This is a genomic window from Novosphingobium sp. LASN5T, from assembly GCF_003856955.1.
In the GTDB taxonomy this organism is placed as follows: Bacteria; Pseudomonadota; Alphaproteobacteria; order Sphingomonadales; family Sphingomonadaceae; genus Novosphingobium.
In genome coordinates, this window is sequence record NZ_RQSI01000065.1 from 1 (window position 1) to 15,796 (window position 15,796).

The 15,796-nt window shown below is 60.3% G+C and carries 12 protein-coding genes and 2 pseudogenes; 1 reads left to right on the forward strand and 13 read right to left on the reverse strand.

Features of this window, described 5'->3' with window-relative positions:
* Positions 1-417: 417 nt before the first annotated feature.
* The 12 genes and pseudogenes from EH199_RS22215 to EH199_RS22270 all read right to left on the reverse strand — a co-directional run bounded on the left by EH199_RS22215 (position 418) and on the right by EH199_RS22270 (position 14,474).
* Positions 418-1,200: pseudogene (locus EH199_RS22215) on the reverse strand (SDR family NAD(P)-dependent oxidoreductase).
* Positions 1,201-1,368: 168 nt separating this feature from the next.
* Complete coding sequence (locus EH199_RS22220) at positions 1,369-2,331, reverse strand: DMT family transporter (RefSeq protein WP_370449725.1); 963 nt, start codon at positions 2,329-2,331, stop codon at positions 1,369-1,371.
* A 36-nt stretch (positions 2,332-2,367) separates the two neighbouring features.
* On the reverse strand, positions 2,368-2,652 hold the full coding sequence (locus EH199_RS22225; RefSeq protein ID WP_124811262.1) for a DUF1330 domain-containing protein: 285 nt from the start codon (positions 2,650-2,652) through the stop codon (positions 2,368-2,370).
* A 10-nt stretch (positions 2,653-2,662) separates the two neighbouring features.
* A complete protein-coding gene (locus EH199_RS22230; RefSeq protein WP_190287389.1) occupies positions 2,663-4,228 on the reverse strand; it encodes an AMP-binding protein in 1,566 nt (521 codons plus the stop codon).
* Between the two features lie 126 nt (positions 4,229-4,354).
* Entirely contained in the window at positions 4,355-5,785 is a 1,431-nt protein-coding gene (locus tag EH199_RS22235; protein ID WP_124811264.1) for an NAD-dependent succinate-semialdehyde dehydrogenase, read from the reverse strand.
* Between the two features lie 123 nt (positions 5,786-5,908).
* Positions 5,909-6,235 (reverse strand): NIPSNAP family protein, encoded by a 327-nt coding sequence (locus EH199_RS22240; protein ID WP_124811265.1) that lies wholly within the window; start codon positions 6,233-6,235, stop codon positions 5,909-5,911.
* A 21-nt stretch (positions 6,236-6,256) separates the two neighbouring features.
* Positions 6,257-7,162, reverse strand: coding sequence for an alpha/beta hydrolase (locus EH199_RS22245; RefSeq protein ID WP_124811266.1), 906 nt, complete (start codon positions 7,160-7,162; stop codon positions 6,257-6,259).
* A gap of 63 nt (positions 7,163-7,225) precedes the next feature.
* Complete coding sequence (locus EH199_RS22250) at positions 7,226-8,236, reverse strand: acyl-CoA dehydrogenase family protein (RefSeq protein WP_124811267.1); 1,011 nt, start codon at positions 8,234-8,236, stop codon at positions 7,226-7,228.
* Between the two features lie 11 nt (positions 8,237-8,247).
* Positions 8,248-9,399, reverse strand: a complete 1,152-nt coding sequence (locus EH199_RS22255) for an acyl-CoA dehydrogenase family protein (protein WP_124811268.1) — start codon at positions 9,397-9,399, stop codon at positions 8,248-8,250.
* 46 nt (positions 9,400-9,445) lie between these two features.
* Entirely contained in the window at positions 9,446-12,112 is a 2,667-nt protein-coding gene (locus EH199_RS22260) for a TonB-dependent receptor (RefSeq protein WP_124811269.1), read from the reverse strand.
* A 321-nt stretch (positions 12,113-12,433) separates the two neighbouring features.
* Entirely contained in the window at positions 12,434-13,234 is an 801-nt protein-coding gene (locus tag EH199_RS22265; protein WP_124811270.1) for an enoyl-CoA hydratase-related protein, read from the reverse strand.
* On the reverse strand, positions 13,227-14,474 hold the full coding sequence (locus tag EH199_RS22270) for a CaiB/BaiF CoA-transferase family protein (protein WP_124811271.1): 1,248 nt from the start codon (positions 14,472-14,474) through the stop codon (positions 13,227-13,229). Before EH199_RS22270 ends, EH199_RS22265 begins: the two co-directional genes overlap by 8 nt.
* 96 nt (positions 14,475-14,570) lie before the next feature.
* Between EH199_RS22270 and EH199_RS22275 the strand changes: the two genes are divergently transcribed.
* On the forward strand, positions 14,571-15,479 hold the full coding sequence (locus tag EH199_RS22275) for a LysR family transcriptional regulator (protein WP_124811272.1): 909 nt from the start codon (positions 14,571-14,573) through the stop codon (positions 15,477-15,479).
* Between the two features lie 209 nt (positions 15,480-15,688).
* Here EH199_RS22275 and EH199_RS22280 read toward each other — a convergent pair.
* A pseudogene (locus EH199_RS22280) lies at positions 15,689-15,796 on the reverse strand (IS5/IS1182 family transposase); the annotation flags it as partial.

Genomic DNA, 15,796 nt, shown 5'->3' on the forward strand with positions numbered 1-15,796 from the left:
TCGGCAGCACCCAAATCCAGAAAGGAAAAATCACCCGCTTGACCCACCGCCCGTATCGCGGGACATATTACCCACCCGGGTCACTTCTCGATGGAAATCCCGGGTCAACTCTCAGCGGAAATCAACACCCAACCTATAGTCCGATTGAGAATGGGATGTCCCAAAAGCAGCCGTTCGGGAGCTGTTGCCTCAGCCTAGACGCATGCCATGCGGCATGTTCGCTCCTGAAAGTCAGGAAATATTCCGAGTGGTCGTGGCACTCCTGACGTCAAAACGGCCGCTCAAGACCATCACTCGTTCCCCGTCGCTCAAGACACTGCAGGCCATCTGCATCGTGCCGACATGATGGTCTGCACTGTCTTCAATCCGTGCACCGCGGAATGCCTTTAGTCTCCCAGCGCTGCCGGACGATCGGTATCAGAAAACAGTGTATCCACCATCGATAACGATTGAGTCTCCAACGTGAAAACTGGAATGATCGCTGGCCAGGTAGACCGCAATCGCCGAAAAATCGTCACCGTTTGCCCAACGACCGACGGGAGCCCGGCTTATTACCTGGTCATTGAATTTATCCCACGTCTGCAATCCCTCGGTCAGACTAGACCGGGTCCAGCCGGGTAGGATCGAATTCACCCGGATTCCCTTTGGCCCAAGCTCCACAGCTAACGCGCGTGTGAGGGCTGCGACGGCACCCTTGGAGGCGCGATAATGCTCATTGCAGGCGGCCCCATGGATCGATGACGTCGACCCAACTGAGACGAGCGAGCCCCCTGGCCTGCCTTGCTCATTTTGATGGATCATATGCCTGGCCGCCTCCCGGAGCGTGAAGAAGACCCCCTCGACGTTCACACTTTACAGCTTCCGAAAGTCCGCTCCGGAGATTTCAAACATATCCCGTCTGGGCATGCCGATACCAGCGTTAGCTATTGCCTGGTCTATGCGGCCGAATTCTTCAATTATTTCCGCCATACCTTCCTTCACCGCCGTTTCCGATGCGACGTCCACCTGTCGGCATCGAACTTCACCGCCATATTGTCGAAGCTCGGCGACGGCGTCCTCGTTCTTCTCAGGCTTGTTGCCCCAAATGATCACCGATGCGCCGTGCAAGGCGAGTCCGCGGGCCATTCCGAGGCCAATCCCCCCATTGCCGCCCGTTACAAGGGCTACCTTCCCGGTCAGGTCGAAAAGTCCTCTCGTCATATTTCCAGCTCCGATTGGTCAGCTTCGACAAGCGCGAAGCTGTAGGCAAGGCCTCTAATATAAATACTGCCTCATTAACGGCCGGGGACTTCATTCCGGCCATTCTGGCCCAGCGATTCCACGATTTCACCATTGGGCAAACCAAGTCTGAAGGATTGGGCTATGCACCTATTTATAATTTTCGAAGGCACGCTTAGCAAGCACAGTCGCCCTATATTCATGCCAGATCAAGTATATCCCACTGATGATTATAAGGGACCCACCGAATATAGCAGTTTCCTTGGGAATCTCTGAGAATATTAGCCATCCAAGTGTCAAAGCACCCACGATTTGCAAATAGTCAAGCGGCGCTAGAACCGACACTTGTGTCGCGTGCAGCGACTCTGTCATTGTGATTTGCATTATTCCGGCCGCGACACCCGCAGCAGCGAGAATGGCCAACGTCTCTATGTCATGCTGGCTTCCGACATAAAATAGCAGCATGCCGCCTACTAATGCCGAGGACGCAAAGAACCAGAAGACGATCGCCCCGACATGCTCAGTGTGTCGTAGTTGTCGAACTGTGGTCACGACAGCGGCTGTGCCGAGGGCGCCAAGCAGAGCGATCACAACTCCCTGCAGAGGAGCAGCATGAGCAGCGGGCCCACCGGGCACCATGATGATCGCGACGCCTGCCAGGCCCAGCATAACCGCCAGCCAGCGATGGCTCCCGGCCCGCTCACGGAGAATGAGCGATGAGAGGATTGTCGCAAACATCGGCGCGGTAAAGCCAATCGTAGTGGCAGTGGCCAACGGAAGCATGATGAGCGCCTGGAAGGCACAAAGTATCGAGGCGATACCCAGCGCGCATCGGCCGAGGTGCGCCCAAGGTCGACGCGTGCGGAGAGCGCTGATCCCACTGCTTTTGAGCGCCCAGAACAGCACGACCGGTAATGCGAAGCTCGCCCGGTAGAATAGCATCTCGCCGGCCACCACTCCGTGTTCCGAGGCCAGCTTGAGCAGCGCCGCCATCAGTGAGTAGCAACCAACCGAGATGAGCCGGAAGGCAATGCCGCGCGGAACACTCTGGCGTCTGGGTTCGAAGGGGTGAGCTGACACTACGCGGGCCCGCGATTTTGTCGGGTGACCCACTCGCCCAAACGTCATCGCCTGATGCGAGCGTTGGGATCAGGCTCCCTCGACAATCATGACACGCCAATTGCCGCCCTTGAGACGATGGACGGTAGCCTCCTGATAGAGCGGGCTATCGTACCAAGCCTTGGCCTGTTCGACCGATGGAAACTCGAGAACAACCACCGCTTCACTTGGCTCCCCTTCAAGTACGAGGGCCTTGCCACCAGCAAGCTTGGTCGCTCCACGTCCCTCAAGGGTGGCACCGACCAACGGCGCATAAAGCGCAAGCTCAGCCGCATCGGTGGTCTGCTTTCGATCGAAGATGATGTACGCAGTCATATTGTTCCTTTCAAAAATCTGCACCACACTGTGCTCTCAGCACGTGCTTCAGGACTTTGCCCGACGCCGTTGTCGGCATGCTGTCGAGTAGAATCAGTTTCTCTGGAAATTTCTGCTTAGCGAGTTTTGATTCTTCCAGAAAGTCGTGAACTTCTTGAATCGTTAACCCGCCGCCTTTGCTCAGAACGACGAATGCACAGGGTGTCTCGCCCATTCTCTCGTGAGGCATCGCAACGACCGCGACTTCCGCGATTGCGGGATGGGTGTGGAGAATATCTTCCACTTCTTTGGCGCTAATGTTCTCGCCGCCCCGGATTATGAGATCTTTCTTCCGCCCGCTGATCGTCAGGTAGCGCGCATGACTGATGAAGCCGATATCGCCGGTCCGGAAAAATCCATCCTCATCGAAAGCTTCTTTCGTGTCCTCCCACTCGGTGTAGCCGAGCATCACTTCGGGGCCGCGGACCAGAATCTCGCCTTCCGCTCCGTCGCAGACCTCCTCGCCCGTGTCCGAGCTCACGATCTTCACGTCAGAGTTCACGATCGCCCCATCCGTCGTCGCGCCCAGCTCAACAGGGTCCCCTGGAGCAACGCCTGCCGTCACGGTCGGCGCTTCACTGCTGCCGTAAACCCGGAAGGCGAGACAGTTCGGAAGAACCGCCTGGGCACGCCGGATATCGTCGGGCGCAACCGGCGCTCCGCCACAGGCAAACAGCCGCAGGCTGGGCCTCGTCTCTCCGCGTCTTTCGAGGACTCCCACCAACTCTCTGAGGAAGGGAGTCGCACCGATGCTGAAAGTGACCTTGTGCTGCAAAATTAGATCCGCAGCGTGCTCCGCATCCCACTTGTCCATGAAGACTGTTTTGCAACCAAAGGAGGACATCATCTCGATGCCGTAAATATACCCGGTAATGTGGGTAACCGGGGAAGGCATCAGTATTACGTCGCTCGATTGAATGCCCCAGAATTTTCCTACTGCATCGATCTCCGATTGGATTGTATTATGGCTGTGAAGAACGCCTTTAGGCCGACCCGTCGTACCAGAGGTGTAGAGCAGCAATTTTACCGCATTTGGGTCATGAAGCTTCTCTGCGATATCAGTGGCTGCAGGGGGTAGAGGGGCGCCCCCTGGCCAATCGCCATAGCTGAGAAATCCGCTGCGGTTCTCTTTGCCTCGTACGACCACCACGGCTCTGAGATCCGGCAGCGATGGACGAAGATTCTCGACCATTTTGACATAATCTGTTGTTCTGAATGTTTCAGGAATAAAGAGTATTCTCGCTCCAGAGTTAACAAGGATATATTCAACTTCTGCATCTCTGTATATCGGAACAATTGGATTTACTACTAGTCCACAAATGCACGCCGCCAAGTTGATTGCGATCGTTTCCGACCAATTTGGTAGCTGGAAACTTACGACCTCCCCAGGAACCAAACCCAACTGACGGAACCAACCGGCAAGCATCTGGGATTCCTGCATGACTTCAGCAAAAGTGCGTGACATCTCCCCATCGACAATCGCTGTCGCGGTGCCACGATTTCGTGCCTGGTATGCCGCCTGATGAAAGAGTGTCACACCCCTCCACTGGCCACTCTCGATGAAGCCGGCTGCTACATCTGTCTCCAGCCGTGTCTGCCAAGAGCTCCGGCTAGTCTGCACGGAGAGTTCGGCTATCTGCGCGGAGTCCGGGACCATGGTGTCTCACCCCTCGTGGACGGTCTTGGGGACCATGCAGGCCATCACGCCCTCGCGGCCGTCCTCGCTGCCGTAACCCGACCATTTGACCCCGCCGAACGGCGCATCGGCCGCCGAGACGCTGCCGGTGTCGAGCGCGAGCATCCCAGTCTCGACTTCAGCCGCCAGCCGGCGCTTGCGCGCAGAATCCTTCGTCCAGGCATAGGCGGCAAGGCCGTAGGGCAGACGGTTCGCCTCTTCGATCATCGCGTCCTCTCCCGCCATCGGGTTCAAGAGCGCGATCGGGCCGAAGGGCTCCTCGTTCATGATGGTGGCATCGGTCGGCACTTCGGCGAGCACGGTCGGCTGGTGGAAGAACCCTTGGTTGCCGATCCGCTCCCCGCCTGCGAGCAACTTCGCGCCGCGTTCCTTCGCGTCGCCGATCATCTGCTCCATCCGCTCCAGCCCGCGCGCCGATGTCATCGGGCCCATCTGCGTGTCCTTGTCGAACCCGCTGCCGACCTTGATCGCCTTGGCCCGTTCGACGAACCCGTCGCGGAAGCGTTCGAACACCGGCTCCTCGATCAAGAAGCGGGTTGGGCTGACGCAGACCTGGCCGGCGTTGCGGTAGGCGTTGGCGGCCATCGTATCGAGCGCAGCGTCCAGGTCGGCGTCGGCGAATATCAGCACCGGGGCGTGCCCGCCGAGTTCCATCGTCGCGACCTTGAGATCCTCGGCCGCCAGTTTTGCCAGATGCTTGCCCACGGCGGTCGAGCCGGTGAAGGTCACCTTGCGGATGATAGACGAGGCCAGCAGGTGGCGGCTCACCACGTCGGGCACGCCGAACACGCATTGCACCGTATCGCCCGGCACGCCCGCGTCGATCAGCGCCCGGACGAGCGCGATCCCCGCCGATGGGGTTTCTTCCGACGGCTTGATGATCGTCGAGCAGCCGGCGGCGAGCGCACCGCCGATCTTGCGCATGACGTTGAGTGACGGGAAGTTCCATGCCGCAAACCCGGCCACCGGGCCGACCGGGTGATACTGCACCTCGGCCCGCTGCCCGGCGGGGCGCACGAGCGTGCGGCCATAGATGCGCTTGATCTCCTGCGCGTAGAATTCGAGCAGCGTCGCGCTGTAGAGCGTCTCGCCGATCGCCTCCTTGATCGGCTTGCCTTGCTCGCGGGTCAGCGCTTCGCCGATCTGGGCGGCGCGCTCGCGGATCAGTCCCGCGGCCTTCAGCAGGATCGCGGTGCGCTGGTCTGCCGAGGTGCTGCGCCAGGTTCTGAACCCGCGTTCCGCCGCCTCGAGCGCGCGGTCTAGATCGGCCGCGGTCGCGTGCGGGACGCTGCCGATCGTCTCGCCGGTCGCCGGGTCAATGACGTCTTGACACTCGCGGCCCTTGCCGGTCAGCGTTTCGCCGGCGATGAGGAGGGTGAAGGCGGGATGGTCGGCCATAGTAAGTCTCTTGTTTTGCGCGCGCGGGTTACTGGACTGAAGACCGGATCGGGCACACCGCCGCATCGAGCCCCAAGGCCCGATCATGCTCGCCCAAGATCGACCTCTTTCGGCCGACGGCCGTCATCGCATCGGGGAATAGGCCGTCGGTTCCAGCAGCTGGTTCTCCACTTTCTCGACGATGGCACCGTCCTTTTCAGAACTGACTCTTGCCGCGATCCAGTCCGCGTCCGAGATGAACGCGTTCCACTTGCCCTCGCGGTCGGCCAGCGATTCCCAGCGGATCAGGTAGGTCAAGGTCTGACTGCTGGGGCCGACCACCGTGGTCCAGAAGCCGACCGGCCGGATGCCGAATCTTTCCCAGAGCTTGAGCGTGACATCTTCGAACCGGCGATGCAGCGCACCCAGGCGGCCGGGGATGCAGTGGTAGATACGAAGCTCATACACCATCGTCGTGTTCCTGTCCGGTCGTCAAAGTCCGAGTCTCGGCCGCAGCCACTGCGCGATCTTGTTGATAGCATCATCGGCTTCCGGAGCCTTGCCCGCCATCAACTGGAAGACATGCTGCATCTCGGGGTAGATCTGCAGCGTGACGTCGACGCCGGCAGCCTTCGCCCGCTCGTAGAAACGGCGACTATCGTCGAGCAGAGTTTCATGCCCCCCGACCTGGATCAGCAGCGGAGGCAGTGCGGACGGGTCGGCCTGCAACAGGTTGACGCCCGGATCGCGCGAATCGGCCCCGCCGAGATACATTCCCGCCATCAGTCGCACCGCGTCGGGGCTGACGAAGGCGTCGACATCCGCATTGGTCACGAAAGTCTCCCCCGTCGGCTCCATGTCGTACCAGGGCGATAGGGGGACGCTGGCGGCTGGAGCGGGGAGGCCTTCGCGAAGCGCATTGAGCGGGACCGCGGTGGCAAGGTTCCCTCCCGCCGAATCTCCGATCATGGCAATCTGCCGGGGATCGTAGCCTTGATCGACCAAGGCGCTGTAAACGGCGGTGCACTGATTTACGATGCCGGGGTGGGGGTTGTCGGGCGTCCGCGTGTAGTCGACGATGATGGCCTTGCAACCGACCGCCCTAGCCATGTGCGCGAACATCTTGCGATGGGATTCGGGCGATCCGCACACGAACCCACCGCCATGGAAGCACAGCAGGACACGCCCGTTATCGGCTTTGCCGATCTCCACCGCCTCCAGGCAAGGCACGCCGCCGAGCGACAGGGTCGTATAGGCAAAGCCCTCAGGCTCCGTCGCCAGCGTTCCCCACTCCTCGAACATCGCGCGCATCTCGGGGAGTTCCATCGTCCCCGTCGCCATGCGCGCGGTCCAGCTGTTGTACATTTCGGTCAGGGCATTTGCCTGCGTCGTGCTCATGTCATCTCTCCCAAGTTGTTCTTCATCGTGTCGATTAAACCGATTGTCTGCCGCATGACTTGATCAGGCTGACAACCGCGCCCGCACGAAGTCTGCCGTGCGCGCTGCGTTGCTTGCGAAGAATTCCCGGCCCACCTGGGTCGCCCAGTAACTTTCTGCCCCCTCTGCAGCGCGCCATTCGGCCATACGACGGGTGTAGAGCTGAAGATCGTGTTCCCTGCTGATCCCGATCGCGCCATGCACCGAATGCGCCGTCTGCGCGACAATGAGCGCAGCGGAACTCGCGCACTCCTTGGCGACGCCTGCCGCTAGGGGATCGGGAAACCAGCCGCCTGTGCCCGCAGCAAGTTGCACCGCCATGCGCGCCGCCGCGACATGTTCGGCCATGACGCTGACCTGTTGCTGGATCGCCTGAAACTTTCCAATAGGTCGACCGAACTGCGACCGGGTCTGAGCATAATCGATGGTCATCTGGAGAACGAACTGCATCGCACCAGCTAGTTTGGCAGCGTGCAGGAACGCTATCGTTTCTCGGAGCGCCAGCGCGCCCGATGGGATCGAGTTCCGAATCTGCTCCGCCCCGGCAATGACGTGTGCCGAGAGACTGAACTGATTCCGGGACGAGGAAAGAACCGAATGGCTCAACTCGACAAGATCAAAAGTCTCGCCGCGGGCCACCAGCATATAGCCAGCGGTACGCGCGAGCGGAAGCTCGGCAGTCTGGATCGTCGCCTGATCCTCGCGCGAGAGAGCAGTCGCCAGGATTATCGGCGCAAGGGGGGGCTCCACTCCGGCACGGCGAAGAAGCGCCCGCGCGACCATGGTCTCAGCAAGCGGCAGGGGGAACGCATGCGCGCCCATCAGAAGGACCAGGGGCAAAATCTGCGCAAGGGAAAGGCCGAACCCCTCGTCTTGCTCTGCTGCCAGAGCATTGGGCAGGCCGGATTCTTCGATCTCGTCCCACACCAGTGCCAGCAGCTTATCGTCGGGATCTTGCTCGGCGGCACGCACAAACGTAGTTGAACAGGATCGTGCCAGCAGACGCGCGAACATGTCTTCAAGAAGCGTGTCCATTTGTTGGCGCCCTATCGAAGTCCGAGCCCACGGGCGATCATGCCCCTGAGGATTTCACGAGTGCCGCCGCGGAGAGAATACGTCGGCGACATGGTCGTGGCGTAAGCGAGCGTGCGCATAAGTTCGTCGGGGGGCATGATATCCGGCTGAGCCGCGATGGCGTCCGCGATCAGGGCGGGCAAGTCCTGCTCGAACGCGGTCCCGAAATCCTTGTACAGCGCCGCGGCGGCCTCCGGACGTTCCCCCCGTACCAGCTGGGCAGTGAGCGCAAGGGAAAGCGCGCGAAGCACTGCAAGGCGCCCCACGAGACTGCCGACGAGAGCCAAGGTGCGATCGTCAGGCGCTCCCTGGTCTCGCAGATGGGCCAGCCATTCGTCGAGCACGAGGATGCTCGAGTAGAGCCTTTCGGGTCCGCTGCGCTCGAGACTCAGCTCGGCCATGCATTGCTGCCAACCCTGGCCTTCAACGCCTATCAGTGCATCGGCTGCCAGCTCGACATTGTCGAAGTGCACTTCGCAGAAGTGGCTGTCGCCCGCCAGATCGACGATCGGCGTGACCGTCACCCCGGGAAGTGATAGGTCGACGATAAGCTGGGAAAGGCCCCGCTGACGATCTGCCCCCGACCCGGAGGTCCGGACGAGCGCGATCATGTAATGAGCCACTTGAGCGTACGTGGTCCAGATTTTCGCTCCGTTCAGCAGCCAACCGCCATCGGTCCGCTCAGCGCGGGTCTTGACGCTGGCCAGATCCGATCCGGCATCAGGCTCGCTCATGCCGATACAGAAGAAGGCTTCTCCCCGGCAAATGCGCGGCAGATAGAACTGCCGTTGGTCCTCGGTACCGTAATGCAGGATCAGGGGCCCACTCTGGCGTTCAGCGACCCAATGCGCGCCCACCGGGACACTTGCCGCGAGCAGTTCCTCCGCCACGACGAACCGGGCGAAATAGCTACGGCCCTGCCCGCCGTATTCAGTCGGCAGCGTCATCCCGACCCAGCCCTGCGCAGCCAACCGGCGGCTGAAATCGGGGTCGTGGCCCATCCACGAGCGCGCGCGAATGTCGTGCGGCAGGTGGACGAGGCTTTCGTCCAGGAAGGCCCGCAGAACCGGCCTGATTGCCTCGTCCTCGTCGGGAACGCTGGAGAATTCGAGCGAGGCTAGCATTCGCCGACGCCCCTATTCGCCGTGTCGTATGCCGACCCCGCCATCGTCAGAACTTGAACAGGGCTTCGACGCCGTAGCGACGCAGGTTGCCGGGGGCGACGAAATCACCGCCAAATTCAGGCGCAACGACGTCGTCGTTGATATATTCCTTATTGAACAGATTGCTGGCAAAGGCCGTGATGGTCCAGCGATCGGCCTTCACCCCGGCGCGCACGTCGACGATCGTGTATGCACGCCTGGTGGAATTCTTGTAGTTTCCAGAAAGCCCGAAAATCGTCGGGACGTCGTTGTCCTGAACGGTGTGATAGGGAGTGGGGCCGGTGATGCGCGCATCGACCCGGCCGACGAAATTCAACGAAGCGGCGATCGGCTGATCCATGTTCGCCCCGAAATTGAGCGTATAATCGGGCGTGTTGGGCGATTTGTTGCCGACGGTGTAAGGCCGCGACGAGTTTTTCTGGATCCGACTGTTGGTGTAGTTGCCAGAGGCGTACACGTTGTAGCCGGGGATGACCTCGTAGTTCAGCGATGCTTCGGCCCCGTAGATTCGCACCTTGTCGATGTTTGAAACGCTCCGGAGCAGGCCGAACTCGCCAACAAAGAATTCGAAAAACTGCATGTCTTTCACGTTGGTATAATAACCGACGAGCTCGTACCTGATGTTGTTCCAGATGCGTCCCTTGATCCCAGCTTCGTAGGCGCTGTCCACTTCCTTTTTGAAGACGTCACTCACTGTCAGGCCGGCATTGATGCCCCCAGCCGAGACCGGTGCGTTGAAATAGCCGTTAACAATGGCCTCAGTGCCAGCGTTGTTGAAACCGCCCGCCTTGAAGCCGATGCCCCAGTTTGCGAACAAGGTCGTATCGGGGTTCGCCTTATACGTGAGCGACAGTTTTGGCTGAAGCTGCCTGAAGGTCTTCGAGCGCGGCGCGAGGATCCCGCTCGGGTTATAGGCGGGGTCGAGGCCCGGATTAAGATAGTAGTTCGCGGGGGTGGTCGCCGTCCCTGTCGGGAAGCCCGTTCGTGCGTTACCCACCCAGCGTGTGCGGGCATTCACCGGCACGTTGTTCGACGTATTCCGCGCCTCGATATCGTACCGAAGTGCCAGGCCGAGCGTCAGCTTGTCGGTCGCCTTGTATTCGGATGAGCCAAAAAGGGCGTACACGTTCGTCTTGAAGTTATCGTCGACGAGGCTTTCGGTGGGGAAGCGGGGATCGGTCGTGTAACACTGGCGCGACGCGCTCTGTCCTGTATCGAGCGTGAGGTTGATGCACACCCGCCGGTCGATGAAGATGTAGCTGGATCCCAGCTGCCACGACAGCGGTGACCCATTCTCGGGGCTTACCAGACGCAGTTCGGTCACAACGTCCTTCTGCCGGCGATCGTTGTATTGAATCCCGTCGCACGTGCTTGGGGAGTACGGCTGCGCGTAACCGAATACATTATAGTAGGTTGTGAAGGGTTCCTGGTTGGGAACTCCGGTCACCTGAGGGGCCGTGGCAGCGCGGGTCCTTATGCAAGTTGGCTCGTTCGCGAAAAAGCCGAACGCTCCGCTCGTTCCACCGCCGATGAAATCGCTCTTGATATTGCTGTAAGCGGCAAAGCCGATCAGCGACCCAAAATCAAGGCGCTGATTGAAGCGGATCGATCCACCATAGCTCTTCTGCCAGCTCTGAGCCTCGGTGTTGTTGGTGAACAGGAACTTGTGGTCGCTGATCGGGAGGTTGAACAGGGGCGTGCTAAAGGCGGCCGCCAATGCAGGAAGGTGAAACACTGCGTTGTAGTTGATGGAGCTGGCCGTCTGCGAACCATAGTTCGCCTTGACGTCGATTTCTGTATCTTCGTTCGGCCTAATGAGCAGACGGCCAAATGCGTAGAATTTTTCATAGCTGTCGATCGAGGCAGCGTTCCGGCTGTTGCCGGGGTAGACCTGCTGATTCACCGGCGACTGAAGGAAGCTGTTTCGGTAAAACCCATCCGAAGTTGAGTACTCAGCATTCACGGTAAACCCGATCTGGTCGCTGATCGGCCCACTCAGCAGTCCGGACACCAGATAGGTATCATCGTTGGCGGCGCTCGCCTTCACCTGGCCAGACAGATAGTCTGTCGGTTTGCGAGTGGTCATGACGATCGCGCCTGCAGAGGCGTTGCGTCCATAGAGCGCACCTTGAGGGCCCTTGATGATCTCGACCTGGGTGATGTCCCCTTGTGGCTGGGTCGTGGCGACCGCGTTTGTCCGAAGCACACCGTCGATCACAAGCGCCACGTTGTTCTCGGCGTCGCGGGCGCCATTAAGGCCGCGAATGTTGATCGAGGCGTCCCCCGGCTCCGTTGCCCCCACCTGCATCGCTACTCCAGGGGTGAGCTCGACGAAGTTCAGGACCATGCGAGCCCCGGTGGCTTCCAGTTGCTTCTCGCCAAGCACTGAAACTGACGCCGGCACGTCCTGCAGGTTTTCGTTGCGCCTCCGGGCTGTGACAACAATGTCACCGCCGCTTTCGCTCGCAGGCTGACTGGCGTCCGCGACGCTCGCGGCGCCTTGTGGCGCGCCGGCCCCGGCGGCGGGATCACTGACCTGTGAAGGATAGGCCTCAGTGTCAGCCGCGGTCTGGCTCGGCACATCCGAAGAGGTTTGCACTCCCGCCTGGGCATGAGCGACACTGGCGAGGGCCGTCGCGGTGCACAGAAACGTTGCCTTGAGAATGCTGTTCATACCCCACCCCTTTGCTGGCCTTCGCCCGATTTTCGGGCTGGGAGCTGTACCGGCTTTCTCAAAAACTTACGGGGGGGCAGGTATCGAGTCTAATATTAGTTTGAGCGCAGGTGATTTATGCAGGGTATCACCAAATGCTCAGAGCGGGGTGCCGAGAGTGCCTCATTCCAGACCTCCGGCGGGCAAGTCTTTCCCCCCGCAAAGCGACCCACAAACGTCTTCGGTTGGTCCCGGCGAGACGGAAGGTCACGCGCCCCGACTCATGCTCCGATGCTGCAACCCTCGGAAGCTCCTCGTCCCCGAGGCGGTTCTACAGCCTGATCAGCTGCCCGAGAACACCGGTGGGCGGGCTTCGTGGATCGCATCGAGCGCTTCGCGGTGGTCATCCGTGAGGTGCGCCATGACCTGATACCTCGCGGACAAGGACATGATGTCTTCGAAACCCTGCAATATACTCGCACGCATGAGCTTCTTGGTGGCCCGCAGGACTTCAGGCGGTTGCCGGCAAACCATTTCCGCAACGGCCATGGCCTCATCCACCAGGCTCTCATCGGCCACGACACGTCCAACGAGACGCCAGTCGAGGGCCGTGGGGGCATCGATGATCTTGCCGGTAAAATACAATTCAGAAGCTCGCTCCCAGCCAATTATCCTTGGCAGGATCCACGCGCCGCCGTCCCCGGGCACCAGACCAATTTTCAGGAAGGTCGCACCGAACTTCGCAGAAGCGGCGGCGAGACGCATATCCGCCAGGCAGGCAAGGTCATTACCCAAGCCGATCGCCGGACCGTTGATCGCCGCGATCACAGGCATTTCAAGGCTCCAGAATCCGCGGACCACCTTGTGAATGCCGGCCTCATACAGCTTGAGAAAATCGGGGGGCCTGATGCTGGCATCGTGCGCCCAACGACGGAGCTGCTTCAAGTCACCGCCCGCGGAAAAAGCAGTTCCGGCCCCAGTGAGGATGACACAACGCAGGGTTCGGTCTGCATTGAGTGCGCGAGTATGAGCATCGACGACGTCACCATCGTCGCCGAAGCCGAGAGCGTTTCGTTGATCCGGACGATTTATCGTCACCACCGCCGCGTCGCCACGACGCTCTACAAGTAGCAAATCAGACATGTGCCCCTCCAAATTCTTCGTATCGTGCGCTGGCTCGATCGACCTGATCGAAGGTGTGTTGAACCGCCGCACCGCTAGCAAGGAGCTGCTCGATCTCGGCCGAGCTCAGCCCAGCCGCCGCAAGAACCTCGACGGTGTGCTCACCGAGCCGCGGGGGCATGCCAATACCGGGTCTCACTCCATCGAAGCGTACAGGCACCCCGGGAAAGCGCATGTTGCCCATGCCGGCATCGCTCAGTTCGTGAAAGAAATCGGTTTGCTCGAGGTGCTCGTCGTGCACTAGGTCGTCGAGGCTGATCACCGGTGCGGCCGGGATATCGAGACGACCGAGGATATCCACCCAATCGGATGTCGACCGCGTAGCGATAATCTCGGCGAGCTGTTCATAAAGAAGGCCGATGTTTCGTGTCCGCGCCGCAATGCCTTCGAACCGAAGGTCCTGCAGCATGCTCGAGGCTCCGACTTCCTTGAACAGGTCGGTCCAATGGCGATCCGTGTAGGGCATGACGCTGATGAAGCCATCGAGCGTGGAAAAAGGTGCTCTGGTTCCCGCCAGCACACGGGGATAGCCGGGACGCCCCAGCGGCGGCTCGAAGTGGCCGCCATACAAGTGCTCCACGAGGTTGAAGGCAGCCATCGTCTCGAACATCGGGACTTCGACGACGCCCCCCCGGCCGCTTCGCTCGCGCGCGCTCAGCGCCGCGAGAATGGCTATAGCAGCGACCAGTCCGCTCGTCTTATCTGCGCTTACCGTAGGGAAATAACCGGGCCTTCCGGTCTGACGCATCATCAGGTCGCTGTTACCGCACATGCCCTGGATAATGTCATCGTAGGCAGGGCGCCCGGAGTAGGGCCCACCTTCTCCGAACCCGTGGAGGCCAGCATAGACAACCCGCGGATTGCGCGCGGCCACGGTCTCGGGATCGATGCCGAGCTTTTTGACTTTCTGAGGGCGGATGTTGTGGAGAAAGATGTCGGCGCCTTCGACAAGTCTCAACAGCGTTTCCAGACCTTCGGGGTTTCGTAGATCAAGAACGATGCTCCGCTTGTTACGGTTCGTTCCCAGAAACATTGCCGCCATCCCAGGTTCAGTGCCTGGCCCGGTGTGCCGTGTTGAATCGCCATCCCTGGTCTCGACCTTCACCACATCGGCGCCAAGGTCGCCTAGCCACTGGCTGGCGTAGGGGGCCATAAGCACCGAGCCGAGATCTATTACTTTAATGCCGGACAAAGGAAGCATGGTGGAACCTGAACAACCGCATGAGAATTGACGCTAGCTGTCAGTTCAAATACAGTCCAATATCGGTAGAGAGATGTTTCATATGCAAGGGATATCATGAACCTGCAGCAGCTCCGCCAGCTTGTGGCGCTTGCCGACACGCTCAATTTCCGCCGCGCGGCGGAAAAGCTGAATATGGCCCAACCGCCCTTGTCGATCTCGCTCGCCAAATTGGAGGCTGAGTTTGGCGTCCGCCTGTTCGCGCGGGACCGTCGCAAGGTCACTCTGACAGCGGCAGGAGCGGCCGCCTTGCCTCACGCCGCCCAGGCTCTCTTTCACATCGAGCAGGTCAAGGCGGCGGTCCGGGAAAGCCTTCTCGGTTCGACGGGCCGGCTGCGGATCGGCTTCGTGGGCTCCGCGACCTACAGCCTCCTGCCCAAGCTCCTCAGCGGATTCCGTCTGGAATACCCAAGCATCGATCTGTCACTGGAGGAGTCTTACACCACTGCCTTGTTGCAGAAGCTGTCGGACCGCGAAATTGACGCAGCACTCGTCCGCACCCCCGTGCTTGGAGACCTGGACGCAGAACTGCACGTCCTCGAGCACGATAGCCTGGTGGCGGTGGTGAAGTCGCCCGGTCCGTACGACGATCGGTCGAGCATAGACATCAGCGAACTGCGGGACGCGCCGCTTATCACCCATCCCGAGTCGGCCGTTCCGAACATGAGAGCTGTTATGATGCTCATGTGTCACGAGGCGGGCTTTCAGCCGAACGTGGTGCAGGAAGCGATCCAGGCGCAGACCATGATCTCGCTTGTCCAAAGCGGCATCGGGGTCGCGCTCGTCGCCGGGGTGACCCGTCATTATTCGGCGACCGATATCAAATTTCTCAAGATCAAGGGTTCGGAACACAGCAACCGGATAGGGCTGGCCCTCGCCCTCCCGAGGGACCAACGCAGTCGCGTGACCGAGAAATTTTTGGATTTTGCGCTTCGTCAGGCGCCCTGCGATTCGAGGCTCGCCTGAGCGACCAGGCTTGGCGTTCTCCGACGACGGCGCTCCTTCATCGGCATCCCCGACCCGATGACAGCCCAATCGGGGTGCACAGGCTGTACGGGCGGGGATGAATCAGGCGCCAGCCCAAGGTCGCCGACGACCGTTCCCGATGCCCGATGATGAGCGCTTCAGACAGGGAACATTGCCTTCGGTTGCCCGCTCCTAGGGTTGAGACTCAATCAGAGCCAGAACGCGAGCGCGGTGACGAGCGCCACGCCTGACAGGAAGTTGGCGGCGAGCTTGTCGTAGCGTGTTGCCACGCGACGGAAATCCTTGAGCCGACAGAA